The sequence below is a fragment of the Pandoraea cepalis genome (genome assembly GCF_902459625.1).
Lineage (GTDB): Bacteria > Pseudomonadota > Gammaproteobacteria > Burkholderiales > Burkholderiaceae > Pandoraea > Pandoraea cepalis.
This window is the reverse complement of record NZ_CABPRY010000007.1, coordinates 71,134-94,603: the sequence shown is the minus strand read 5'-3', so window position 1 is coordinate 94,603 and position 23,470 is coordinate 71,134. Positions and strand designations below refer to the sequence as shown.

Sequence of the window (23,470 nt, the reverse complement as noted above, 5' to 3'; positions counted from 1 at the left end):
CATGCCCATCGACCCATTCATCAAGGCCGAGCGTATCCGTGCCCAGGCCGTGCCCGATCTGGGTACGGCGACCTGGAGCAACGGCATTCGCGCGGGCAATGACATCCTGATGTCGGGCATGACCGCGCACCCGGCCACGCGCGATGCCGCCGAGCCGCTTACGACCTACGAGCAAACGCGCGTGGTGCTCGGCAAGATCCGCGCGTTGGTCGAGGCGGGCGGCGGCAGTCTCGCCAACATCTACAAGCTCGTGGTGTACGTGACCGACATTGCCGACAAGGATGAGGTCGGACGGGCCCGTCGCGAGTTTTTTGCGGAAGTGGCGGCGAACGGCGGGGCTTACCCCTGTTCGACGCTCGTGCAAGTGAGCGCACTGGTCTTTCCGGAGCTGCGCGTGGAAATCGAGGCGTTCGCACGTCTCGACATCGATTTGTCCGCCGCGGGCTTAGCCGGCGGACGTCAAGAGAATCAGCAACATCAGAGAGCGGCGTTATGAGCAAGTCAAACCTGTCGGCAATGGTGCGCACGCTTCGCTTCGAAGCGGCGGGCATCATGAGCATCGAACTCGTGCCTGCGGTGGGCAGCGACACCCCGTTTCCCGACTTCACGCCGGGCGCGCACATCGATCTGCATCTGCCGAGCGGGCTGGTGCGAAGCTATTCGCTCGTGAATGCGCCGGGAGAGCCGAATCGCTACGTACTCGGCATTCTTGCCGATCCGAAAAGCCGTGGCGGCTCGCGCTTCATCCACGACAATTTCCGCGTGGGGATGACGCTGGAGATTTCCGAGCCGCGCAATCACTTCGAGCTTGACGCCACCGCCGAGCATACCGTGCTGGTCGCGGGCGGGATTGGCGTGACGCCGATTCTCTGTATGTATCGACGCCTGCGTGCGCTCGGTCGCAGCGTCAAGCTGATGTATTGCGCACGCACGGCGCCGCAAGCCGCTTTCATCGACGAACTGAACGCGTTGGGCGGCGACATCACCTATCACTTCGACGACCAGCATGGCGGCAAGCCGGCGTCGCTCGCCGCGTTTCTGTCCGGGCAACCGGCGGGCACGCATGCATACTGCTGCGGGCCCGGCGTGATGCTCGACGCCTTCGAGGCGGCCTGTACCGAAGCCGGTATCGCCAACGTGCATATCGAGCGTTTCGCCGCGGCGCCGGATGCACCGCCGCCCGCGACGTCCGAGGGCTATGTGGTGAAGCTCGCGAAGTCCGGCAAGGAGCTGAGCGTGCCGGCCGGGGCGACGCTGCTCGAGACGTTGCTCGCCGCGGGTATCGACGCGGAACATAGCTGCATGGAAGGCGTGTGCGGCGCTTGCGAGACGCGCGTCCTCGAAGGCTGCCCCGATCACCGTGATTCGGTGCTGAGCGCGGCTGAGCGCGCCGGGAACAAGGTCATGATGATTTGCGTGTCCGGCTGCAAGGGCGACCGTCTGACGCTGGATCTGTGACCGCTCCCACCCTGAACCCCTACCCGAGACTGTCATGACGATTCTGGGCATCGAACAAATTACCTACGGGGTCACCGACCTCGACACCTGCCGTCGCTTCCTGGGCGACTGGGGCCTGACCGAGGTGTCCGCCGACGCGCATGGCGCGCGCTTCGAAACGCTGAACGGTTGCCGTGTGCTGGCCGTGCGTCACGACGATCCGTCGCTGCCGCCGGCGATGGAAGATGGACCGACGCTGCGCGAAGTGACGTGGGGCGTGACGACGGCCGAGGAAGTGGCCGCTGTCGCAGACCGCTTCGCCGACCAGCCCGGCTATTTCTTCAAGGACGGTGCGACGGGTTGCATCGATCCCAACGGTCTGGCCGTGCGGGTGGAAGTGACTGCCAAGCGGGCCGTGGACGCGAAGGGCGCATTGAGCAATCCGTGGGGGATCGCGGCGCAGCGCGTGAACACGCCGAGCCCGGTGTATGAGCGTGCTCAGCCGATCGAAGTGGGGCATGTCGTATTCTTCACCAACGCGCTCGCGGCCACGCAGGCGTTCTACGAAACGAAGCTCGGCTTCGAGCTGTCGGATCGCTATCCGGATCGTGGAGCGTTCATGCGTTGCGCGCCGCACGGCGGCCATCACGATCTGTTCCTGCTGGCGTTGCCGAACGGCAAGCGCGGGCTGAACCATGTGGCGTTCACCGTGCGCGACATCCACGAAGTATTCGGCGGCGGCATGCACATCGACCGCTGCGGATGGGAAACCCAGTTGGGCCCGGGGCGTCACCCGATTTCGTCGGCGTATTTCTGGTACTTCAAGAATCCGTGCGGCGCGCTCATCGAGTATTACGCCGATGAGGACATCCTTACGCCGGAATGGCAGCCGCGCGACTTCGAGCCGGGGCCGACGGTATTTGCCGAATGGGCGGTGGACGGCGGACTCGACGGCAACACGCGTCGTCAGAAAAAGGGGAGCGAAGCGCCGACCGGCAAGTTCATGACTGACACGGCCAAGCGCTGAGTCGAGTCATCGCGGACGCGTCAGTCCCGGGGGGGATGACGCGCCGTGTTTCACGAGTTGTCGCGAGAAGCGGGAACCGGCGCGCGATGTGGCGTCATGAGGCCCGGATCGACCTTGCCAGACGTGAGGTCGTTTCGGAGGGCGCTCATGGCGCGCCGGCAACCGTCCTGCCGACGCTTGTGGCACGAGGGGGCACGCGTTTGCGCTGCCCCTTTTTGCATGGTGCGATTACTTCGCCAATTCCGCGTCGATGGCGGCGACCAGACGCGGGTCGTCGGCCTTGACGTCCGGTGAGAAGCGGGCCACGACCTGTCCGTTGCGTCCGATCAGAAACTTCTCGAAATTCCACAACACGTCGGCCGGGTTCTCGCGGACTACGCCGAAGCCTTTGAGACGCTCGCGGAACGGGCCTTCGCCGATCGCTTCGGGCTGTGCTTCGACAAGCGCCGTGTAGAGCGGGTGACGGTCGTCGCCCAGTGCCGAGAGCTTGGCGAACAGCGGGAACGTGACGTTGTACTGCGTGGTGCAGAAGTCGAGGATCTCGGCATCGGTGCCGGGCTCCTGACCCTTGAAGTTATTGGCGGGGAAGGCGAGGACTTCGAGGCCGGCGGCGCGCTTGTCTTCATACAAGCGTTCAAGGCCCTCGTACTGCGGTGTGAGGCCGCACTTCGACGCGACGTTGACCACCAGACGCACGCGTCCCGTATAGTCGCCCAAGGTCGCGGCGCGGCCGTCGTTGCGCGTCACCGCGATGTTTTCGATGAGGGTGCTCATGCGTATTTCCTATCTTGGTTAGGTTAGCCGAGTGTAGCGCAAGCCTGTGGGAGCCTGCCGACCGGCGAAAAAATGCCGATTGACAGTCGGTAAAGGGTATGGAAGGATTCGCGGACTAAAAAATGACAAGCGCTGTCAAGCGCGTCGTACAGGTGAACAAACACGGGGTCGTTCGAATGTTTCGTGCCGCTTCTCGCAGCATCGGTGATCCTGCCCCAGAGTCAGGCCACGTCATCGCCTTGAATCAGACCGCGCTCATGCCGTAGCGAGCGTGTGCCGCGGCGCTCACGCATCCAATCCTTCTGACCGATACGGCCGGCCTTCCCTGCCGTGACAGAGGTCTTGCGCCTATGTGTCGGTCGCTGCGCGCACGACGTTTCCGAATTCACGAGTCAACGCGTTGCAATCTGAAAGCCGTATTCCGGGAAATCGAATGAATCGCATCTATCGTGTGGTATGGAGCGCCAGTCTGGGCACGCATCAGGTCGCGTCCGAAGTGGCTGGCGGTCACGGCGGAACGTCGCGCTCGGCGGACCATCGCCGTGTGCGCAAAGCGGCGGTCGCTGCCGTCGTTGCAGCGGCTTCGCTGAACACAGGACCGGTGTGGGCAATCCCGCTGGCCGCCATCATGGATGGTCGCACGTTTCTCGTTGCCGGTCAGGCGGACACCACTTCGTCGACGAATTGGCGCTACGACGGCACGATCCTGTCGATCACAGGCACGACGTTCGCCCAAATCGCGAACACGTTCGGGACAATTTCGAACGCTGGCACGCTGGTCGGCGGTAACGCATTGCTGATTTCGCCGCGGGGCAATGTGACGCGTCTCGAGAACAGCGGGTTGATTTTCTCGCCGAGCAACGCGGGCATCGACAACGCCGGCACACTGGCGTCTGCATTCAATTCCGGCTCGATCTCCGCCGCCAACGGGTATGGGGTGGAGAACACGTCGCGTCTCGGCCAATTGACCAACACGGGGACTATCTCGGGCCGTTATGGCGTGGCCTCGTTCATGGGCAGTGTATCGACGCAGTTGGGCACGCTGACGAACAGCGGCACCATTACGGGCGCGCAAAGCGCGGTGATGAACCGAAGCGCGACCCTCACGACGATCGACAACCTGCCCCTTGGCCTGATCGATGGCACCAGTGGGCTCGGCTCCGGCGCCGGCATCGACAACCGCGGTACCGTGATCGGTGGCACGACCTATCACGGCATCATTGGCACGATCAACAACGCTGGAACGATTTCGGGCGGGAACTACGGCATTTACAACGAGGACGCGATCGGTACCATCAACAATCTCGCGGGCGGGCTCATTTCCAGCGCCGGCGAGGCCATCGCGAATGCCTCCGCAGCGGCCACGATCGGCCAGATCAATAACGCCGGCATCATTGCGGGCAACATTTCCCATTCCGGCACGCAAGCCTTGTCCATCGCGGGGGCGTCGGGCGCAGCGCAGGGCACCCTCACGGGTTTCGGCAGTGCTGTTCCCGGAACCCTTTCCAGCTCGCTCGCCGATATACACTTCAACGGCGGCAATCTCCTGCTTAACGACCACCTGAACCTCGCTGGCACACGAACGGCGTTCAACGACGCGTCGGTATTGCAAGTGAACAATGCCATCCAGGTCTCAGGAGATTACGCGCAGGCGGCAGGCGCTACGCTTCAGATCGGTGTTGCAGGCAATGCGGTTACGACCGGCGACTTGACGACCGACAGCGGCTACGGGCGCCTGGTTGTGAGCGGCAACACGACACTGGCAGCGGGTTCGAGCATCGCCTTGCAGTCGCTCGGCTATTCGTTTGCGGCGGGGCAGCGCTATGTCGTGATCGACACGGCAGGCTCGGCCACCTACAACGAAGGTTCGCTGGTTTATCGCGTCAACGGTTCGTCGACGCTCGGCGCGTCCGGCGCCACGGTCGCTAACGGCAGTCGGCAGGATCTGGTCGTGACGTTGATCTCGGATACGAATGCCGGTTCCGACAACGGCGGCGGCACCGTTACGACACCACCCGCCGACGCTCGCACCAACGCCTTGCTCGCGTCGGCACCCAACGCGCAGTCGTCGCTGCGGGGCTTGCTGGGCTACACCGGGGTGAGCGACGCCCAACTGCTGAATCTGTACAACGCGGCACTCGGATCGCTGAGCGGCGGTTCGACGGACTCGGCCAATCGGGTCGGCAAGCAACTCGCCCCGGCGCAGAATTCGCGTGCCGCAGGCGCGGCCACATTCGAATCGTTGGGCGTGGTCGGTGCGCACGTCAACAGCCTGCGCGTAGCGCAGGCCGGGGGCACCGGGATTGCGACGGGCGACAGCGCAGCCAACTGGGGCGTCTGGGGACAGGCCTTCGGCGGTCACGCCAGCCAGTCGGCGCGTAACGACGTCGACGGCTACAGCGCCAACTACGGTGGATTGGTCATCGGTGCTGACCGTGCGTTCGGCGAGCGTTGGCGCGCGGGAGGAGCGGTCCAGTTCTCGCGCACGGCGATCGACAATGACGGTAGCACCTCGGGCAATGCGACCGGCGTGAACGGGTACGGCCTCATTGGGTACGCTGCTTACACCGGCGAGCCGTGGTACGTGAACCTGTCAGGCTCGGCGGTGCTGCAACACTACGATACGACGCGATCGGTATCGATGCCGGGCTTCAACGGCGTGGCCCATGGCAACTTCAACGGTCAACAATACGTGTTCGGCGCCGAATTCGGCTGGCCACTGGCGCTGGGACGTGCCATCGTCACGCCGCTGGCGGGCGTCACATATGGCTATCTGAACCAGAACGGCTATACCGAAACCGGCGGCAATGGCTCGGCGCTTACGGTCGGCCGTGTCGGCGCTAGTTCGGTGCGTAGCGCGCTGGGGGCGAAGCTCGCCTTGCCATTCGAAACGGCGAGGGGTATGTGGGTGCCCGAACTGAGCGTGCGTTGGCTGCATGAGTACAACCGTACGCGTCAAACGACGGGCGCGAGCTTCGCTGCGGATCCGTCCGGCCAGACGGCGTTCACGACCGTGGGCGCTACGCCGGTGTCGGACCTGGCCGATATCTCGCTGGGCCTGACCCTGATGAAAGCGAACAACCTGAGTGCCTCGATTCGCTACGACCTGCAAGCGGGGGCCGGCTTTGTGTCGCACACGGGGATTGTGCGCGTACAACAGCGCTTCTGAGCGTCGTGCGCGTCGTGTGTATTCGGAAACGTTCGTACGAGTCCGGCGGTCGCAACGATTGACATGGCCGCGACCGCCGTGGAAGTATCGCGCAGTGCCTACCGTCTCCCGACCGCCTCTCGATGTCTGCTGCTGCTTCGACTCCCGGAATGCTGACCTTCGCTCAGGCGATTGCGTTAGCCCATTCGCATTGGCAGGCGGGACAGGCGCCCCAGGCCGAAGTCCTGTGTCGGCGCGTGCTGGAAGCGTCGCCCGAGCACCCGGACGCGCATTATCTCCTCGGCCTCATGGCCCATGCCTATGGCAAGCGCGACATGGCGATCGACCATCTGTGCACCACCTGCCGGGCGCCCGGTGCGCCGGCGTCCAGTTGGTCCGATCTGGCCGAGATGTGCCGGCAGGTGGGCCGGCTCGACGAGGCGCTGGCGGCGGCGCGCCGGTCCGTCGAGATCGATCCGGCGTTTGCTGCCGGGTGGAACAACCTCGGAATAGTGTTGCAGGAGGTCGGACAGCTCGATCAGAGCATGGCATGCCTCACCCGCGTGAGCGAACTGCTGCCCGCGTCGGCCGATGCGCAGAACAATCTCGGGAATACCGCGCGCTTGCTGGGGCGTCCGGCGTCCGCCGAGACGCACTATCTGCGCGCCCTTGACATCGACCCGCTACGCGCAGACGTGCACAGCAATCTGGCGTCGCTGCTGAGCGCACAGCAGCGCTTTACGGAAGCGCGAACGCTGGCGCGCCGCGCCATTGAGCTGGATCCGTCGTTCGTCGACGCCTACCGTAATCTTGCCGACATTGAAGTTTCCAGTGGGGACGTGACGGCGGGGTTGCAGGTCGTGGAGATCATGTCGGCGTTCGCCCCCCAGCATTTCTCCACGCTCGTGACGCGTGCCCGGATTCTGCCGCTCGTGGGGCGGCTGGACGACGCACTCGCTTGTGCTCGCGATGCGCTCGCGCTCCAGCCGGAGAGTCACGATGCGCGGGCTGCGCTTGCGCTTGTCGAGGCGCAGAGGGTAACGCGCAATCGCCCGGCGCTCGTCGACGGTGTCCCGCCCTCGGTGCCGCGGTTGCCGGCCACGCCGCCGGATTTGACCTCGGTTCACGACGCCATCGTGGCGTGTGTCCATGCACACGCGTACGAAAGGGCTGAGTCGATGCTGCGCGAGGTCGTGGGCGCCGAGACCGCGCCCGTGCTGATGTGGCGGTTGCTTGCGATGGTCTTGCGTGCGCAAGGCAAGGTGCACGAGGCACGAGACATACTCGACAGACTTGCTCGTCAGGTGCCTGGCGATCTGTCCAACCGCTTCGATCTCGCCGAGACGTTGCTCCTGCTCGGCGACTTCGAGCGTGGTTGGCGCGAGTATCGCTATCGCTACAGCCTCGAACATACGCAGTCCATTGAGCGCAAGGTGCAACGCCCACGTTGGGACGGCAGACCGATTCCCGGCCAAACGCTCCTCATCCACGACGAGCAGGGCTACGGAGACACGTTCCAGTTCCTGCGCATGGCGCGCTGGGCGCGTGAGCGCAGTCAGGCGCGCGTGATCCTGGAGGTCAATCCGCAAGCCTTGCCGATCGCCAGGCGCATGTGGGGCGATGACGATATCGTCGCTCGCGGTACGTTGCCGGTGACGTTCGATCAGCATTGCGAACTGATGAGCCTGCCAATGGCGATGGGCTTGACGCTCGCCGATCTGCCGGGCGAAGAATCGTACCTGAGCGCTGACCCCGAGCGCGTCGCCCATTGGCGCGAAAAATTGGCCGACGTGCCGCGACCGTGGGTCGCCGTGGCGTGGGCGGGGCGCCCCGAACACGTCAACGACGGCAACCGGTCCGTGTCGCTTGCACAACTCGGCCCGTTGGGGGCGAGTGGCGCGACATTCCTTTCGATTCAGAAGGGGCCGGCGGCCTCGCAGGCAAGCACGCCCCCCGAAGGCATGTCGATGGTGTCGCTGAGCGACGGGATCCGCGATTTCGAGGACACTGCGGCGATTTTGCATCTCGCGGATTTGTTGGTGTCGGTCGATTCGTCGCCCGTTCATCTGGCAGGCGCGATGGGACGTCCGGTATGGGTGCTGTTGCCGTTTGTTCCCGACTGGCGCTGGCTGCTTGGTCGCGACGACTCGCCCTGGTATCCGGGGATGCGTCTGTTCCGCCAGGAGGCCCGCGCACACTGGCAACCCGTGGTCGAACGCATGGCGCGGACACTCAAGCACTTCGTGGTGGAATGGCGTGATGGCGCGATTTGACCGAAGGGCGCGGCCGAGCGCCATGAACGCCATGCTTGCAGGGTGGCAGCGCGGGAAGCGTTACGTTGCCGCACTGGTTGTCATATCGCTGGCGTCCGGGTGTGCCAGTGTGGATCGAGACGCGCATGCCGACGCGTTGGCCGGACCGGCGGGAATGCACCGGGAAGTGCTGACCGCGGGCGATTTCCGCCTTACCGTGTTCTCGCGCATTACCCGCCCTGACAAGCCTCTGCGCATCTACATTGAAGGCGATGGATTGGCCTGGGTTTCGCGCAGTGAGCCGTCGCTTGACCCCACGCCGGTCGCGGCAACGGGGCTGGCGCTGGCCGCCGCAGATTCGTCCGCGAAGGCCGCCGACAACGTCGCCTATCTGGCGCGACCCTGCCAATTTACGCCGATGCAGGACAATCCCCGCTGCGCCGTCGCGTATTGGACCGGCAAGCGGTTCGCCCCCGAAGTGATCGAATCGATGAACGCGGCAGTCGATCAACTCGTGGCCCGTACCCCTGGGCAGCCCGTGGAGCTTGTCGGCTACTCGGGCGGCGGCGCCATTGCAGTACTGATCGCAGCGCGCCGCCACGACGTCGCCGCGCTGCGCACGGTCGCGGGCAACCTCGACACCGAGTACATCAATCGGCTGCATCACGTCTCGCCGATGCCGGCGTCTCGTAATCCTATCGACGTGGCGCGGCGAATCGCAGGAATTGCGCAGATCCATTTCAGCAGCGCGCAGGATACGATCGTGCCGCCGGAAGTCGCGCGGCGCTTCGCGGCGGCTGCGGGGGGATCCTGTGTGACGACGGTCACGGTGCGCGGGGTCGCGCACGACGGCGATTGGGCCCAACATTGGCGTGAACTGCTCGCACAAGTGCCGGTTTGCAGAGACCGTTAGCGGAGCGGGGATGGGCTGACGTCCGTCGCCGGTGTCAGCTTTCGCGCACCAATGCGGCGATTGCCTCGACGAGTGTGACGCCGCCACGCAGCGCATGTTTGCCGTCGTCGCGGAAGCGGAAGTCGCCGTTGTTGAATCCGTCGAGCATCTGGATACGTGGCAGCGGGTTGCGCATGCCTTGCGCGCGAAAAAGCGGATCCCAGCCCGCCCGTGGCACCGCCTCGGCGCGGACGTCGCGAACGAGCGCACGGGCGAGTGCGGCGGCGATGTCGTCGGGTGAGTAACGCTCGGGGCCTTCGATTTCCCAGATTGCGTTGTCGCTGAACGGCGCCTGCATGGCGCGCGCCGCGAAATGGCCGACGTCGCTTGCCGAGACCATCGGAAGCGCCCGATCCACAGGTTGCAAATAGCTCGGCAGCTCCCCGCGTTCGCGAGCGGGCTCGATGTCCCACGCGAAGTTCTCCATCAGCCACGCCGGGCGCAGGAACGTGACCGGCAGCGATAACGAGAGCATCGCCGCCTCGAACAAGCGCAGCGCGGTGAGCAGGCTGGGCATTTCGCAGTCGGCACCGATGCTCGACAGGCACACCACGCGTTTCGGGCGAGTGGCGGCCAGCGCTTGCCGAATCGCGTCGATCAGGTGCCGCGCATGCGAGAAGTCCGGCTCGGGGTCTGCGTTCGGTGGGAGCATCACAAACACGGCTTCGCTGCCGCGAAACGCGTGGGTGAGGGCGTCGACGTCGTCGTTTTCCGCGACGGCAAACTCACCGCCGAGTGCGGCCCATCGGCTTGATTTGACGGCATCGGGGACGACGACCCGCAACGGTAGACCTGCCTTGAGAAGGTCGTCCCCCAGCTCGCTGCCCACTCGCCCCGTGATGCCCATTACGGTGTACATGGCCACACCTCACACGCAGTAACGTTGCCGTAAAAGTAACACGGGAACCGGCGCCGCATAAATCGCAGGCGTAACGGCCCAACTACGGTGATGGGCCGTCACGTTGTCTAGGGCATAAGCTTGGGTCGTTTGCCGGGCCCGGGAGAATGGAGCACCCGACAGGGGCTGATGAACTTGTCGCTGGCGACGGCCGCCTGGGCGAAAGTCTCGAAGTAGATCGCATGATCGGCATTTGCCACGTGGGCTCTTTCTATCTCCTGCGCCGACTCGTTCCATGCGAGTCCCAGATATTCGCAGTGGTCGTGGAACCAGACGACATAGCCCTTTCTTGACAGCGGCTTCGGCATGTCCAGTGTCTCGCTCGTCCCGAATCGCCTCGCCATGCGTGCACCTCGGGATTTCACGTTCTCATCATTCGAATCGCGCATAGGTTGCTCCCAGAAGTCGCCCCCACCCATGTGGGGGGGACGCTTCTATCATCCCAGCCGTGAAGTCACTTGAGTTTCAGCAACGTCCGAATCACGCGGGATAAACGTCACCGTACGAAAGGCTCGGCGCATTTCCCGAATCGATGCGTGGGGGCGTACCCCCGGGGGCTCGTGTTACTCGGGGGCGTCGGGCGCGAAAGCCCTTCCGGCGGGGGGCAACTTTCTGGACGGAGCGGGGTGCAACCGTGCGGGAGGCGGGTGCCTGTCGTCCATGGGGCGGTCTGCGCATCGCGAGCTTCAATAGCGGTATCCCAGCGTGAGCATCACCGAGCGATCGTCTCCCAGCGCCACGGCATTGCTCAGACCGCCCGTGTAGTAATGCTTGTTGAAGATGTTCCTCAGCTTCAGTGCGGCATGCCAGCTTGGTGCGGTGTAGCGCACGCCCACGTCGCTGACCACGAAGCCCGGAATCGTGTAGCCATACGCATAGAGGTTGCTCTGGCCGCGCAAGCCACCGTTGATCTCCCAGCGACGCAGTTCGCCCGGCAATTGGTAGCGCGCGAACACGTTGAAACTGTGACGCGGCACGTTGTTGATACGCACGCCGTTAGTCGACGGTGTCTGGCCTCCGTCGTCGGCAATCACGGCCGAGGTGTAGGCGTAGCCACCGGTCACGCTCAACCGGTTTGTCGGCGCGCTGTTGAAGCTGAGTTCGACGCCGCGCGAATGCTCCTCGCCCACGGCAATGCTGTAGCCGTCGTTGTTCGGGTCGCTCTCCAGCACGTTGCGGCGGCGCAGGTCGAATGCCGCGAGCGTCACACTCGTGTGGCCCTTCTGGACCTCGAACTTCACCCCCGCTTCCCACTGCTTGCCGGTTTCCGGATCGAAGGCGTTGCCGCTCACGTCCGCGCCGCTGTTCGGATAGAACGAGGTCGCGTAGCTCACGTAAGGGCGTACGCCGGGGAACAACTCATACATCAGCGCAAGCGAGCCCGTGGTGGCATTCGACGGGTTGCCGCTCGTGGTGTCGGTCAGCTTGTTGAGGACGTTGCTCGACGCACTGTCGTAGCGCATGCCCGCCAGCACGCGCCAGCGCTGGCCGAGTGCGATCTGATCGCGCGCGTAGACACCCAGATCGCGGATCGTGGTGTACGCGCGCGTTCGCGGCGTGGATGGACACGTGATCGCACCCGTGTAGACCGGGGCGTACATGTTGATCGAGCCGACCGAGCACGTGGTGGTGGTGACGTCTTCGCGCCCGCGCATGTAGTCCATGCCGAGGGTGATCTCGTGGCGGCCTAACGCGGTGTCAAAGGTCTTCTGCGCGTTATTGTCCAGCGAGAGCGTGTCGCCGGACCATTGCGAATCGGTGGCCGTGCGGCTCAGCGTGTAGCCGTTCGAGGCGACCTTTCCATTGGCGACGAGCTGGCCGCCCAGCGCGAACTGTTGCCAGCGAGCATTCTGGTTCACGGTCCAGCCCGAGTCGAAATGGTGGGCGAAGCGGTAGCCGATACGTGCCTCGTGCCCCGAGTAGGGCCGCTCACCGGGCTCGCCCGTGAAGGTGTTGCGCGACAGGCTGCCGTTCTTGTTCGGGATCAGCGTGCCGGACCACGGCAGGCCTTGTTGGCGGAGGTAGTCGCGTTCCTGATAGCTCGTCAGGATCGTGAATTCCGTGCGCGGGCCGAGATCAAGTGATAGCGACGGCGCGATATAACGATTGCGCGACCAGACATAGTCGGTGGCGTCGTGGCTGTTCGTCGCGAGCGCATTGATACGAAATGCGGCCTTGCCGTTCTCCGAGAGCGGCGTGCCCATGTCGATGGTGCTCTGGTAGAAGCCGTGACTGCCCACGGTGGCATCGACGTTGGCGAACGTGTCGGCTTCTGGGCGCTTGCTGACCATGTTGACCATGCCGCCCGGCAGCACGAGTCCGGAAAGCAACGTAGCCGGTCCCTTGATCACTTCGATCTGCTGCAGACCGAAGGTTTCTTCGGCGAAGCGGTTGTTGATAGCCGTGCGCAGGCCGTCGAGATACACGGAATCCGACGCCGTTTGGCCGCGAATGATGAAGTCGTCCCAGCCCCGTCTGCCGTACGTGCCCGAGATCACCCCGGGTACGTCGTGCAGCGCGTCGTTAAGCGTCTGGACCTGTTGCGCGTCCATCAAATCGCGCGTGACGACGCTGATCGATTGCGGCGTCTCGCTCAAAGGCACCGACGACTTCGTGACCTGGGCGTCCGCCGGCATGTCGAACGCGGTGCGGGGCGCGCCGCTCGCACTGACAGACACCGCGGGCAGCGCAACGGTGCCAGATGCACTCATGGACGTGGCGTCGGGCGTGGCGGTGTCGGCGTTCGTTGCGCTCACGGCAGCCGAACTCGCCACGTCAGTAGACGTGACCTGCGCGAAGGCGAGCGGCGACGCCGCGATGAAGACCAGCGGCAGTGCAGCGTAATTCTGGAGGCGGCGCATCGAGAATAATAAAAATAGAAATGAGAATTATTATTAATTAAGTTGCGTATGCTACTACGGGTCGTCCTCGGTAATCAATGCGCGTTGAAATATTGCCCATGTCCCGAGTGCCCGCGCGGGGCGGGCTCATCCAACCGAGTGTGAGATCGTGTCCGCCGTTACGATAGGGTGAACCGGCGGGATCTCAGCTAGCGGATGATCGTCTTGAATACGCGATTTCGATCGACGGTCGCCGCGTCAGGCAAGCCATTGCCATCGTCTTTGGGGGGCACCGAATCCACGTCCTCGAGAACGGGGCCGGTGTAGCGTCCGCGCGGTCGGATCACCTTTCCGACCTTGAGCTGCTCCATGCTGTGCGCAAGCAGGCCGACACTTCGGGCGGTGGCGAATAGGGCGAAGGAGGCGTCGCGCGGAAGCTTGAGTTGAGAAGCCAGAACGGCAAGCGCGACATCGATGTTCGGTTGAAGCCCCGTCAAACGGGTCACCTTCTCGATAAATGACGCCAGTTCGTCGGGGGGATCGAGGCGCTCCAGCAACGCCTGAGCGCGCGGGTCGCCTTCGGGATAGAGATGATGGCTGAACCCAGGGATCGGGATGGCCGACTGTAAGTGATGGGCCACCACGCTTTCCGCCCCCACTCGCTCTACGTGATCGAACACGGCACGGACACGGCCCGAGGCGTCGCCGTGCAACGGGCCTGAGAAGGCCGCCAGCCCGGTGAGCAGGCATCCCGGCAGCGATGCGCCGGTGGATGCCGTGATTCTTGCGGCAAAGGCCGAACTGGTTAGCTCGTGGTCGGCAACGAGTACCAGGGCTCTGCGAATAAGGTCGGTGCCTTCGCTTCCTTGCCCCCATCCAAGCGCCAGTCGTTCATGCGTGAGCGTCGCCTTCTCGTTGCATTTCGCACCAAACGCTTGGGAGACGAGCGCGACCAGGTGGCCTGCCTCGGTATGCAGTGCCCGGTCGGTTCGGCCGTGTGTCGAGTGACCGTTCGCGGCAAGCGCGGCCAAGGACATGAAAGCGCACGGTCTGCCGCGCTCTTCCCACTGCAGCGGGTTTCCGTCAATGTCAAAGGCAATTGGCGATCGTGCATTCCACAGGATGGCGGCAACGTCTTCGAGCGTCGATGTCTGTGACAGGCGAATGCTATCGCGCCCGCGGTAGTACGCGCGCCCTTTGGAAAACGTAGTGATTGCGCTGTGGATACAAGGCTCGGCGCCGAATATCGTGCCTGCGGCAAGGGCGGCGCGTTTGCGGCCGACTTGCTTCTTTCGGCAAAGGATCGCCACGTCCTCTGCGAGATACAAGCTCTTGCGCGGGTCGGCGGGGTCCGGCATGACGGCGATGTTGCCTCGGCTGACGTAGGCGTAGATCGTCTGCGCTTGCACGCCCAACTGTCGGGCCGCTTCGGTCAACGTGATCCAGGTTCGCATGGAATGGGCGTTCGGTATGGGACAGGGCGCTCAAAACGGGCAGCGGGACTCGCTCGTTTCGAGCGAGTCCCGAGGGGGCGCCTCAATATTGACGGCTCTTCAAGTAAAAGTCATCTCGCTGGGCTTGCGCTCAAGGATTTCAATGAGGATCTCGCCCGGCGACTTCACAAAAAATGCCCGGACGCCGGCACGGACCGGCTTGATCGGCTCGACGATGTCGGCTTCGCAGGACTTGAGGTGGTCGAAGGCGGCATCGAGATCATCGACGGTCACGCCGAAATGATCGATGCCTTGCGTGCGGGTGCCACGTGAGATTTCGGTCGTATGCGCGCAGGACAGTTGGGTGATGAATACGTTGATGGACCCGATGCGCAAATCCACTCGCCCTGGACGTCGAACGACTTCCGCATTCAGGCACCGGGCAAACCACGCTGCCGTGGCTTCAGCGTCTGCAGAACATAGCTGAAGGTGATCCCATTTGAATTCAATCATGTTGTTCGATCGATAGTTGGGGGCGGTCAAAGCTCGATTCTGGAGAGCTTGCCCAGGAGAACGGAATACGAAAACGTCCCGAGCAGGCAGATAGCGCCCATCAGATTCAGTGCCCAGTAAAACTGTCCCGTGCGTTGTATGACGTAACCGATCATCAGCGGAGTGGTCACGGCAGCAATGTTGGCGGCGAGGCTCGTGATGCTGCTGGTGAGGCCGACGTACTGGCGGGGAGCAATCTCGGACACGGCGGCCCACGACATCGACCCGACACCTTGCGCAAAGAAGGCGATGGTCAGAATGGCGATGACCCACGCGTTCGATTCCACGAAATTCACCAGGACGATGGATGAGCCGAGCAGCGTTCCAATGACCAGCGGTGCTTTGCGCGCGGCGGAGAGGGAGACGCCACGACGAATAAAGAAGTCCGACAGACAGCCCGCGATGAGGATGCCAAGCGTTGCGCCCAAGAACGGGAGTGCCTGAAAAATCCCGACCTTGATCATCGACATATGACGCGCCTCGGCCAAATACGTCATGAACCAGGTGGTGAAAAAGACCAGTATCGTGTTGTTGCAGAACTTGCCGAGGCAAATGGCCAGAATCTGGCGATACCCGAGCAGTTTGAGTGCCATCCGCCAGTTGAACTTCTCCCGTGGCTTCGGTGCGCACGGCGTGTGCGATTCATTGATGTATTCGAGTTCAGCCTTGTTCACCCAGCGATGTCGCGAGGGATCACGGTATGCACAGAACCAGATCACACTGAAAAGAATCCCGAAGCCTCCGGTCACATAGAACACGGAACGCCACCCCGCGGTGGCCGATATCCACAGCAGAAGCCCCGTGAAAATGGGCGTTCCGATGTACTGTCCCATCACGTAGACGCTAGTTGCGAATCCGCGCTCCTGCGTGGGAAACCATAGTGTCACCGCGCGAGCATTCGACGGAAACGCGGGGGCCTCGAGCGCGCCCATCGTTAGCCGGGACCCGAGCAGCATGTGATAGCCGTTGGCCAAGCCCTGCGTCACCGTCGCGAGCGACCATCCCACGAGCGACAGCGCATAGGCCATTCGTGAGCCAAGCACGTCGGCAAGGATGCCGCTGGGCAGCAAGGCCATGGAGTATGCGAGACCGAAGGCGGCGAACAGCTCGCCCATCTGCATCTTGTTTAATGCGAGATCTTTTGAAAGGCTTGGGGCGACGATGCCGAGGGCGGATCGGTCGACGTAGTTAAGAATCGTCGCGACCAGCAACATCGATAGCACGACGTATCTGACTTTTGACGGTCTTGCCGCGATATCGCGCGAAGCGGTATCGAGCGATGACAGGTGTTGTTCCTCTGCAAATTTCATCGATGTCTCCTGATCAGGTGCCTGCCTGTGGCGAATTTTTTGTGGGGCAGGTCGTGCCGGGTTATCCGCGGCCTACAAAGGGCATGGTGGTGGCCATGACGGTCATGTTCAGAACGTTCGCTTCGAGCGGCAGGCTGGCGATATGTGCGACCGCGTTCGCGACATGAGAGACGTCGATTCGCGCTTCGGGCGCCATGTTGCCGTCGGCCTGAAGGACGCCACGCGTCATCCGCTCGGTGAGCGGCGTTGCCGCGTTGCCGATGTCGATTTGGCTGCAGGCGATGCGGTATGCGCGGCCGTCCAACGCCAACGATTTTGTGATGCCCGACACGGCGTGCTTGGTGGCCGTGTAGGCGATGGTATTGGGGCGAGGGGAGTGCGCCGAGAGAGAGCCGTTATTGATGATTCGTCCACCTTGCGGCGTTTGATTCTTCATGATGCGCCAAGCGGCTCGCGCACACAGGAAGACGCCCGTCAGGTTGGTTGCCACGACATCGTTCCAGAAATCGAGCGGGTATTCTTCCAGGGCCACGGCGCCGGCGTTGCGGCCGGCGTTGTTGAAGAGGACGTCAAGACGCCCGAATTCGCGCGAAATTTGAGCGAACGCCGCTTCCACGGACCGTTCATCGGCGACATTGGCCGCCACGACATACGCGTCTCCGCCGGCGTTCTCGATGACCGCTTTGGTCTCGCGCAGGGGCTCATCTCTGCGGCCCATCAGCGCGACGGTAAATCCGGAAGCGGCGAGGGCGATGGCGGCCGCTCGACCGATGCCGGAACCGGCACCTGTGACGGCGGCGAACTTCTTCGAAGTCGACATGAAATTACCTTTTCTCGTTGAGTCACGATTCGAGAATGGCATCGGCCGAGACTGCCGGGCAATCTTGATTCTTTCAATCAACATCCGGACGCGCAGCCACTCGGTGGTTCCTCAGGGTTTTCCTGAGCCGCCAGATGTGCAGGGGCGGTCCCGTGGTGGGATGCGATTGGGGAAGCGCGTTTGGGGCAGTTCTGGGGTTGATTGATTCAATCAACATTGACCTCGCGCGAGCGAGTTCCGTAGTCTGTGTGCGACCGTCTACTTTGAGGAAAGATCATGTCGGAAAGCAGTCGCACCAAACTATTGATCGCGCGAAAAGTGCCACAAGCTGTGGCGAGCCGTGCATTGTCGGAGTTCAACGCCTACGTGACCGAGTCTGATATGGACGCATGGGCGGTGGTGGATTTTTGCAAGACGCACGACGTGCCGGCTGTTCTGATCGGAAAGAAGTCAGGCTTGCAGGAAGCGCACATTGCCGCGTTGCCGCCCACCGTGAAAATTATTGCCAACGCCAGCGCGGGCGTTGATCACATGAATGTGGCGTTCGCCCGCGAGCGAGGTATCGTCGTGACGAACGCGCCCGACGCATTGACAGAATGCACGGCGGATTTCGCTATGTTGCTGGTTTTGGCGGCAAGTCGAAGAGCTTCGGAATACGAAAAGATTATGCGGGCCGGGTGGGGGAAGTCATTCGGTATGACGGACATGCTGGGCACGCGCGTCAATCGAAAGACGATTGGTGTCGTGGGTTTCGGACGTATCGGGCGAGCGGTCGCAAAGCGCGCTCAGGCATTTGGCATGAACGTAGCCTACACCGACATCCAGCGGGCATCGCCGGCGCTGGAGAACGGGGCGGTGTTCTATTCAAGCCTCGAGGAACTGCTGCCGCATTGCCAGGTGGTTTCGCTGCATGTTCCCGGTGGCGGCTCGCCGCTCATGACGACGCATCAGTTCAATCTCATGCCGAAGGGCGCGGTCTTTGTGAACGCGGCGCGTGGCGACCTGGTGGACGAAGACGCACTTTACGGCGCGTTGACGTCGGGGCATCTTTTCGGCGCGGGTCTCGACGTGTATCGAAATGAGCCCAATGTCGATGCCCGCTTCGCATCGTTGGACAACGTATTTCTCACTCCGCATATGGCGAGCGCAACGATCGAGACACGTGACCAGATGGGTTTCACCGCGTTGGATAATGTGGCGGCGGTGCTTGGGGGGCGACGGGGGCTGAATCCGGTCTAACGGAACGGGATTCGGATGTGCAAAGCACCCATAGGCGTTTGCGTCGATGTGTGATGACTAAGCGGCGCGGCAGGGAATCACGGCTGGGGAGGCGTCGTGTCTGCCGACTGTGATGGATTTCGCGCGATATAGGTCTTGCATGTCATGGAATCCATGCAAGGCGCGAATCCTTTCTCGGACTGATGAGATGGCGTTACGCCAAAATTACGCCAAATTACCGGGAAAGCCTTGCGGGATATAGCGCTTGTGGTGCCCAGGGCCGGAATCGAACCGGCACGCCTTGCGGCGGGGGATTTTGAGGGTGTGGCTGTAGATGATGAAATCAAATACTTAGGGTTCGGTCGCGCTCCGCAAAGCAAAAATGGTAATCGTGGAAAATCGTGTGATTACCGGGGCGGCAACGTGCGTTGCGGAGCGCGTGTGAACGGCCACCAGACTTCTGTTAGGCCCTCTTTTTGAACGGGATGATTGCAGCAGTGCGCTTACTCTTCACCGGTTGTTCCGTTTCGCTGCTTGCCTGTGACTGGTTTCGCAAGAGCGAGTCCCATCCTCCGCAATACCGCTTGATCCTCCGGCATCGCATGTCGATAGTTGTCGACCAAAGCGACCTCCTCGCGGCTTAGATCCGCATTGCCCATTCTTCCCGCCCCCGTCACCACGTACGCGACGTCAACGCCGGCGCTCGCGACAGCCGCCAAATAGGCCGTATCCGGGTTGCGTTCGTCCAGCTCGTAGTGAACCTGCGTTCTCCTCGTTACTCCTGCGATGAACGCAAATTCGTCTTGGGTGAGTCCCAGACGCAGCCTTTCATTCCTCAGTCGTGTCCCCATCGAATCCATAATCGGAATCTGCCCAAATTCACGTGAACGTATGTGCACTATGATGTGAACTGCAATTCGCAGTGCTATGAATGTTTGTTCACCATCGAGAGATATCTACATGACCAGCAAACAAAAGCTCACCATTCTGGAGGTCACCCGACGTCAGGGCGTGTCCACCAAAACTGGTCGTCCTTACGACATGCGTATCGCTGACTGCATCCTCTGGCAAACGACTAGCGAGGGAGACGACTCCGTTGTCGGCTTGATCACACTTCCCGACGTGCTCAAAGATTCGGGCGAAGGCGAATACCTCGCGGAATTCGCTTTCGGACGATCGTTTGATGGCCAACTTGTCCCGCGCATTGTCGCGTTGCAGCCCTGCGGAGATGGTGCCAACCCGACCTCGCCAATCGAGAAGCAGAGGGTATCCATCATCAACGTTGTAAGACGCGAGGGCATATCCAGCAAAACCGGCCGCCCTTACGACATGCGTACTGCGCAATGCATCCTTTGGCCAAACACGAGCGATGGCCCTCGGCGCATCGTTGGCACAATCACGCTTCCCGAATTCGCCAAAGAAACCCCAAAAGGCGAGTACTTCGCAGAGTTCGCTATGACGCAGTCGATGGACTGTCACCTCATCCCGCGCATTGTAGCGTTGCACCCCTACGTAAGTGACGCACGTCCCACCGCGACTCCCAAGGCTACCGCCGCTGCGAAGGCTACCGCCACCGCCGCCGCATAGCTTTGCTTCACCTCACGTCGCCTATCTAAAAGACGACAACCTGTAGTCATATCCGGCCCCCCGCCAGATTCTTTGTACCGTCACCGCTGACTTGCAGTGATGGGATTGGGGGTTGCGATGCTTCACCAACTGTCACTCGACCTGTTCGGCGGCTTCTGTCCCGATCGAATCAAACAGCGGCGTGCGCCGCGCCCTCTCTCGATTACCTGCCGTCCGTGGCGTCAATTGCGCCTCAAGCTGCCACTGCGTCGCCTTATCCAAGCAGGTAAGGGCTTCGTCTGGACGCGCCCTGACGGCCTCCAATTCGTTTGCAAGACCATGCGCGCGCTCGTCGCCCGAATCATGGATTACGACGGCCACCTGCTCCCCGCTTGCATGCGCTCGGCCATGAGCAAGTCGCTCAAGCGTCAATGACGTCCGCAACCGTATAGGTCCCGATATGACAGCCCCCACTGACCTTATCAACCGCACCGTGACCGCTACTGACGGCACCTGCATGTGTATCGCCCGCATTGGCGGCATCCGCGCGGATGACACCGAACGCTTTGGCCGCATGCTCGAAGCCGCCGCGCTGCTTTACGAAACCGTGCAAGTTCTCGCTGGCGCGCTCGATCTCGCCTACGAAGCGCACGAGCTGCCTCAACCGGTTTGCTCCAAGTTCGCGTGGCAGATCCTCAGCAACATCAATCGCGGAGGCTGATCGTGAGCGAGCAAACCATACGCGTACTGAGCTGCGCACCCGTTCACCAATCGATGACTGTGACGCCGACCGACCGTCAACTATGTCCGCCTGAAAACGGCCAGTACTTCGCCGTCGTGGCTGTGGCCTCCACGTCACCAAACACGTCTCAAACATCGCCCGACGTCACACAGATGGCGGGCTTCTGGACATTGGCCTTCTCGACGGTCGTTGGGCTGTACGTCGTGAGTGCCCATGTAGGCGCAATCCTCGGCTTCATACGCCGAGGGTAAGCCAGCGCGCCGGACGCACTCCGGTATCTCTGAAGTAAGGAAATCGTATGAAGACGCAACTTGCACGAATCAAACGCCTGGGCGCTCGCGCTACCGCCGGTCTTGCCTTGGTCACCGCTCCGGCCTTGGCATTCGCCGAAGGTGGTGGCAGTGGCGGCGGAATGAACTTCGACGTGTCGGCGATCACCGGCCAGATCAGCTTCGCGAGCGTTGCCACGGGCGTGATCGCCATCGCCGGTTTGCTGGCTGGCGTCTACGTCGCGATCAAAAGCGCCAAGGTGATTCTCGGCATGATTCGCGGCGCTTGAGCCTGATGTGACTCCGAGGGGGCGATCCGGACGCTCCCCCGTCACACATTCCTTTCCTGAGAATCTCCCTGCCTTTCTGCATCATCAAGGACTCCCAATGCCCTCACAAGAACTCTGGAACCTGACGTTTTTAGCGTGGGGCATTGCCTGCGGATGGGCGGTCGTCCAAGGCTTGAGGAGCATGTGATGAAGAAGCTACTTATCGTCGCGCTCGGGTTCGCCTTTGTGATCAGCATCGCCGACGAGGTTCGCGCCATTCCGCTTACCGCTGCCTACTCCACGCTCGTCATGAACCAGGCTGTTGCATTGGTCACGCAAAAGGCAGTGCAGCGAGACGGGATCTCACCGGACGACGAGAGACTCAACGCGACGTACAAGGCAATGGAGCGCGTAGCCACCGAACGTGCCGAGACGTCATTAGCCGAAAGAATGTTCATTGGAGCGGGCGCGCCCACCTGGTTCGGGCTTTCCGCAATGCTATTAGGTGCACAGATTGGCGAAATCGTGGGCGGTAAGATTGGAAACATGGACGTGACCATCACAGCGTCGTCCACCAATGCAATCGAAGTCAAACGCAGGGTTGACGTACCGATCCCCGACCATCTGAAACCCTATATCCCGCCGCAGTACCCGCCGGTTAGTGTTGTTGCCACTGAGGGACCATGGGAAGCGATGGCAGCGGCCGGAGCAAGGATATACCGCGATTCATCGTGCATGGCCGGTGAGCCATGCGCAAAGTTTCCCAAAGAGCCGTGGTCTTCCCTCAGCCGCTTGATCGACTGGTACTGGAGTTCATCGAGCCGCATGACTGTCATTGCCCACAGCCGTGAGCAGCTTGAGGAGTACCTGCGCATCTTCATGGAGGCAAAGCTCCGCGTCGGCGGAATCACCGCTAGAAACGTGCGCGTCCGAATTGCGGACGAGCTTAACGCTGACGGAGTGCCCGTCAGGCTCGAAGCCTATCGTTCGTATGAGTTCGAGGAATGCAAAGAGACGAAGAAGACAGTCCTAGACATTTCAAAGGCGGAATGTCCAGATGTCGTGAAAAAATCACCGAATGCCATCGAGTGGCCTGCGTGTACAAAAGAGGTCACGGAAGAGGTTTGTACATGGCAAAACGCTCCGGAAAAGGACGGCTTCGTAGACGGGTTGTCGCCCGACCGCATCCGTCCGGACGAGCTGGACATGAGCGGTTATGGCGTTCAAGAGCGGAAACGCACCTATAGCTCGCTAGACGAAGCTTATGCGGGCCTCTCCGACGAGGAGAAACGGCTCGACGTGAATCCGAAGTTAGTTGCCGACGTCGCGAATGCGCTTGCCTACAAAGCGAGTCAACAAAAGGATTACCGCGGCGTGCCGTACCGATTGACCTCACCCATCACCCCGGAGGATGTGAAGCAATGGGTCGAGGAAAAGGGGCGCGGGTCACTTCCGCAGTTGATTGACGTATTTTCTCGTCCCGCGCCCGCTTATGAGCGAGTGGTGCCGATTCACGTCACGATAACGCCGGACAGAACGTGGCCCGATAGTCGCGTCACTACGGGTGGCCGCGACGGGGATCGTGGCCGTGATCGAGATAAGACGAAGGACGGACAGTCGAGCGACGTGAACGTCGTTAACACGCCCAGCGTTCAGGTGACGAATCCAGTTCGAATCGATCCGGGATCTGTCCCCGCGATTGGGGAGCCCAGTCTGGACTCGCCTCCGACGCCGAACGCCATCCTCTCTCCGATTCTCAGCCTGTTGCCCGACTTCAAGCGCTGGCGAACGCCATCGCACTCCGCGACGTGCCCGCGCCCCGTTTTCAACGTCTTTCAGACGCGTGTCAGCATGGACGCAATGTGCGATATCGCCGAGCGCCATCGAAAGACGATTCGCACGGTGATGCTCGCCGTCTTCGTCCTGATTGCCCTGACCATCCTCCTTGCTGCGTGAGGCCGCG

General features: G+C 62.1%; 22 protein-coding genes. 13 read left to right on the top strand and 9 right to left on the bottom strand.

Annotated features, from left to right (window positions below):
• Position 1 precedes the first annotated feature (1 nt).
• From PCE31107_RS15535 to PCE31107_RS15525, 3 genes are read left to right on the top strand one after another with little or no spacing between them, the layout of a single operon-like run.
• Positions 2-496 carry a RidA family protein gene (locus PCE31107_RS15535; RefSeq protein WP_130025154.1) on the top strand — a complete coding sequence of 165 codons (495 nt, stop codon included), beginning with the start codon at positions 2-4 and terminating at the stop codon, positions 494-496.
• Positions 493-1,458 carry a PDR/VanB family oxidoreductase gene (locus PCE31107_RS15530; RefSeq protein WP_150609663.1) on the top strand — a complete coding sequence of 322 codons (966 nt, stop codon included), beginning with the start codon at positions 493-495 and terminating at the stop codon, positions 1,456-1,458. The genes PCE31107_RS15535 and PCE31107_RS15530 overlap by 4 nt, the downstream gene beginning before the upstream one ends.
• A gap of 34 nt (positions 1,459-1,492) precedes the next feature.
• Positions 1,493-2,464: a VOC family protein gene (locus tag PCE31107_RS15525; RefSeq protein ID WP_150609661.1), complete on the top strand. Its 972-nt coding sequence runs from the start codon at positions 1,493-1,495 to the stop codon at positions 2,462-2,464.
• Positions 2,465-2,692: 228 nt separating this feature from the next.
• Here the strand turns inward: PCE31107_RS15525 and PCE31107_RS15520 are convergent, their stop codons facing one another.
• Positions 2,693-3,238 (bottom strand): glutathione peroxidase, encoded by a 546-nt coding sequence (locus tag PCE31107_RS15520; RefSeq protein WP_150609659.1) that lies wholly within the window; start codon positions 3,236-3,238, stop codon positions 2,693-2,695.
• A 433-nt stretch (positions 3,239-3,671) separates the two neighbouring features.
• Here PCE31107_RS15520 and PCE31107_RS15515 point away from each other — a divergent pair, with 433 nt between their 5' ends.
• From PCE31107_RS15515 to PCE31107_RS15505, 3 genes are all read left to right on the top strand, one after another.
• Entirely contained in the window at positions 3,672-6,407 is a 2,736-nt protein-coding gene (locus PCE31107_RS15515; RefSeq protein WP_150609657.1) for an autotransporter domain-containing protein, read from the top strand.
• 149 nt (positions 6,408-6,556) lie between these two features.
• Entirely contained in the window at positions 6,557-8,659 is a 2,103-nt protein-coding gene (locus tag PCE31107_RS15510) for a tetratricopeptide repeat protein (protein ID WP_150609655.1), read from the top strand.
• A 22-nt stretch (positions 8,660-8,681) separates the two neighbouring features.
• The gene (locus tag PCE31107_RS15505) at positions 8,682-9,551 is read left to right on the top strand and encodes an alpha/beta fold hydrolase (RefSeq protein WP_150609653.1); all 870 of its coding nucleotides are present in this window, start codon (positions 8,682-8,684) and stop codon (positions 9,549-9,551) included.
• Between the two features lie 34 nt (positions 9,552-9,585).
• Here PCE31107_RS15505 and PCE31107_RS15500 read toward each other — a convergent pair whose 3' ends face one another.
• The 3 genes from PCE31107_RS15500 to PCE31107_RS15490 form a co-directional block, all read right to left on the bottom strand.
• The gene (locus tag PCE31107_RS15500) at positions 9,586-10,449 is read right to left on the bottom strand and encodes an NmrA family NAD(P)-binding protein (RefSeq protein ID WP_150609651.1); all 864 of its coding nucleotides are present in this window, start codon (positions 10,447-10,449) and stop codon (positions 9,586-9,588) included.
• Positions 10,450-10,556: 107 nt separating this feature from the next.
• Positions 10,557-10,877 carry a hypothetical protein gene (locus PCE31107_RS15495; RefSeq protein WP_150609649.1) on the bottom strand — a complete coding sequence of 107 codons (321 nt, stop codon included), beginning with the start codon at positions 10,875-10,877 and terminating at the stop codon, positions 10,557-10,559.
• A gap of 297 nt (positions 10,878-11,174) precedes the next feature.
• On the bottom strand, positions 11,175-13,040 hold the full coding sequence (locus PCE31107_RS15490; RefSeq protein ID WP_246181849.1) for a TonB-dependent siderophore receptor: 1,866 nt from the start codon (positions 13,038-13,040) through the stop codon (positions 11,175-11,177).
• Between the two features lie 10 nt (positions 13,041-13,050).
• Between PCE31107_RS15490 and PCE31107_RS23700 the strand changes: the two genes are divergently transcribed.
• Entirely contained in the window at positions 13,051-13,332 is a 282-nt protein-coding gene (locus PCE31107_RS23700; RefSeq protein WP_246181848.1) for a hypothetical protein, read from the top strand.
• A 205-nt stretch (positions 13,333-13,537) separates the two neighbouring features.
• On the opposite strand, the gene PCE31107_RS15485 is transcribed toward PCE31107_RS23700, so the two are convergent.
• From PCE31107_RS15485 to PCE31107_RS15470, 4 genes are all read right to left on the bottom strand, one after another.
• A complete protein-coding gene (locus PCE31107_RS15485; RefSeq protein ID WP_150609645.1) occupies positions 13,538-14,782 on the bottom strand; it encodes a citrate synthase in 1,245 nt (414 codons plus the stop codon).
• A 99-nt stretch (positions 14,783-14,881) separates the two neighbouring features.
• Positions 14,882-15,274, bottom strand: a complete 393-nt coding sequence (locus PCE31107_RS15480; protein WP_150609643.1) for a VOC family protein — start codon at positions 15,272-15,274, stop codon at positions 14,882-14,884.
• A gap of 26 nt (positions 15,275-15,300) precedes the next feature.
• Positions 15,301-16,623 (bottom strand): MFS transporter, encoded by a 1,323-nt coding sequence (locus tag PCE31107_RS15475; protein ID WP_150609641.1) that lies wholly within the window; start codon positions 16,621-16,623, stop codon positions 15,301-15,303.
• 61 nt (positions 16,624-16,684) lie between these two features.
• Positions 16,685-17,443, bottom strand: a complete 759-nt coding sequence (locus PCE31107_RS15470) for an SDR family oxidoreductase (RefSeq protein ID WP_150609639.1) — start codon at positions 17,441-17,443, stop codon at positions 16,685-16,687.
• A 276-nt stretch (positions 17,444-17,719) separates the two neighbouring features.
• On the opposite strand from PCE31107_RS15470, the gene PCE31107_RS15465 reads away from it, so the two are divergent.
• On the top strand, positions 17,720-18,682 hold the full coding sequence (locus PCE31107_RS15465; protein WP_150609637.1) for a 2-hydroxyacid dehydrogenase: 963 nt from the start codon (positions 17,720-17,722) through the stop codon (positions 18,680-18,682).
• 482 nt (positions 18,683-19,164) lie between these two features.
• Here the strand turns inward: PCE31107_RS15465 and PCE31107_RS15460 are convergent, their stop codons facing one another.
• Entirely contained in the window at positions 19,165-19,512 is a 348-nt protein-coding gene (locus PCE31107_RS15460; RefSeq protein ID WP_246181847.1) for a helix-turn-helix domain-containing protein, read from the bottom strand.
• Between the two features lie 109 nt (positions 19,513-19,621).
• Between PCE31107_RS15460 and PCE31107_RS23870 the strand changes: the two genes are divergently transcribed.
• The 5 genes from PCE31107_RS23870 to PCE31107_RS15430 all read left to right on the top strand — a co-directional run bounded on the left by PCE31107_RS23870 (position 19,622) and on the right by PCE31107_RS15430 (position 23,463).
• A complete protein-coding gene (locus PCE31107_RS23870) occupies positions 19,622-20,248 on the top strand; it encodes a hypothetical protein (RefSeq protein WP_343032350.1) in 627 nt (208 codons plus the stop codon).
• 117 nt (positions 20,249-20,365) lie between these two features.
• Positions 20,366-20,662: a hypothetical protein gene (locus tag PCE31107_RS15445; protein WP_150609633.1), complete on the top strand. Its 297-nt coding sequence runs from the start codon at positions 20,366-20,368 to the stop codon at positions 20,660-20,662.
• Positions 20,663-20,687: 25 nt separating this feature from the next.
• Positions 20,688-20,948 (top strand): hypothetical protein, encoded by a 261-nt coding sequence (locus tag PCE31107_RS15440; RefSeq protein WP_150609631.1) that lies wholly within the window; start codon positions 20,688-20,690, stop codon positions 20,946-20,948.
• Between the two features lie 319 nt (positions 20,949-21,267).
• On the top strand, positions 21,268-21,528 hold the full coding sequence (locus PCE31107_RS15435) for a major capsid protein (protein ID WP_150609629.1): 261 nt from the start codon (positions 21,268-21,270) through the stop codon (positions 21,526-21,528).
• A 186-nt stretch (positions 21,529-21,714) separates the two neighbouring features.
• Positions 21,715-23,463, top strand: coding sequence for a hypothetical protein (locus PCE31107_RS15430; RefSeq protein ID WP_150609627.1), 1,749 nt, complete (start codon positions 21,715-21,717; stop codon positions 23,461-23,463).
• The last annotated feature ends 7 nt before the right edge of the window (positions 23,464-23,470 follow it).

Bases quoted from the DNA above. Each gene is read 5' to 3' on its own strand.
- PCE31107_RS15490 (WP_246181849.1), bottom strand. From the start codon at position 13,040: ATGGACGCGCAACAGGTCCAGACGCTTAACGACGCGCTGCACGACGTA.
- PCE31107_RS15520 (WP_150609659.1), bottom strand. From the start codon at position 3,238: ATGAGCACCCTCATCGAAAACATCGCGGTGACGCGCAACGACGGCCGC.
- PCE31107_RS15460 (WP_246181847.1), bottom strand. From the start codon at position 19,512: ATGGGGACACGACTGAGGAATGAAAGGCTGCGTCTGGGACTCACCCAA.
- PCE31107_RS15500 (WP_150609651.1), bottom strand. From the start codon at position 10,449: ATGTACACCGTAATGGGCATCACGGGGCGAGTGGGCAGCGAGCTGGGG.
- PCE31107_RS15525 (WP_150609661.1), top strand. From the start codon at position 1,493: ATGACGATTCTGGGCATCGAACAAATTACCTACGGGGTCACCGACCTC.
- PCE31107_RS15445 (WP_150609633.1), top strand. From the start codon at position 20,366: ATGCTTCACCAACTGTCACTCGACCTGTTCGGCGGCTTCTGTCCCGAT.
- PCE31107_RS15480 (WP_150609643.1), bottom strand. From the start codon at position 15,274: ATGATTGAATTCAAATGGGATCACCTTCAGCTATGTTCTGCAGACGCT.
- PCE31107_RS15465 (WP_150609637.1), top strand. From the start codon at position 17,720: ATGTCGGAAAGCAGTCGCACCAAACTATTGATCGCGCGAAAAGTGCCA.
- PCE31107_RS15495 (WP_150609649.1), bottom strand. From the start codon at position 10,877: ATGCGCGATTCGAATGATGAGAACGTGAAATCCCGAGGTGCACGCATG.
- PCE31107_RS15470 (WP_150609639.1), bottom strand. From the start codon at position 17,443: ATGTCGACTTCGAAGAAGTTCGCCGCCGTCACAGGTGCCGGTTCCGGC.
- PCE31107_RS15440 (WP_150609631.1), top strand. From the start codon at position 20,688: ATGACAGCCCCCACTGACCTTATCAACCGCACCGTGACCGCTACTGAC.
- PCE31107_RS15430 (WP_150609627.1), top strand. From the start codon at position 21,715: ATGAAGAAGCTACTTATCGTCGCGCTCGGGTTCGCCTTTGTGATCAGC.
- PCE31107_RS15535 (WP_130025154.1), top strand. From the start codon at position 2: ATGCCCATCGACCCATTCATCAAGGCCGAGCGTATCCGTGCCCAGGCC.
- PCE31107_RS15435 (WP_150609629.1), top strand. From the start codon at position 21,268: ATGAAGACGCAACTTGCACGAATCAAACGCCTGGGCGCTCGCGCTACC.
- PCE31107_RS15485 (WP_150609645.1), bottom strand. From the start codon at position 14,782: ATGCGAACCTGGATCACGTTGACCGAAGCGGCCCGACAGTTGGGCGTG.
- PCE31107_RS15475 (WP_150609641.1), bottom strand. From the start codon at position 16,623: ATGAAATTTGCAGAGGAACAACACCTGTCATCGCTCGATACCGCTTCG.
- PCE31107_RS23870 (WP_343032350.1), top strand. From the start codon at position 19,622: ATGACCAGCAAACAAAAGCTCACCATTCTGGAGGTCACCCGACGTCAG.
- PCE31107_RS15515 (WP_150609657.1), top strand. From the start codon at position 3,672: ATGAATCGCATCTATCGTGTGGTATGGAGCGCCAGTCTGGGCACGCAT.
- PCE31107_RS15510 (WP_150609655.1), top strand. From the start codon at position 6,557: ATGCTGACCTTCGCTCAGGCGATTGCGTTAGCCCATTCGCATTGGCAG.
- PCE31107_RS15530 (WP_150609663.1), top strand. From the start codon at position 493: ATGAGCAAGTCAAACCTGTCGGCAATGGTGCGCACGCTTCGCTTCGAA.
- PCE31107_RS15505 (WP_150609653.1), top strand. From the start codon at position 8,682: ATGAACGCCATGCTTGCAGGGTGGCAGCGCGGGAAGCGTTACGTTGCC.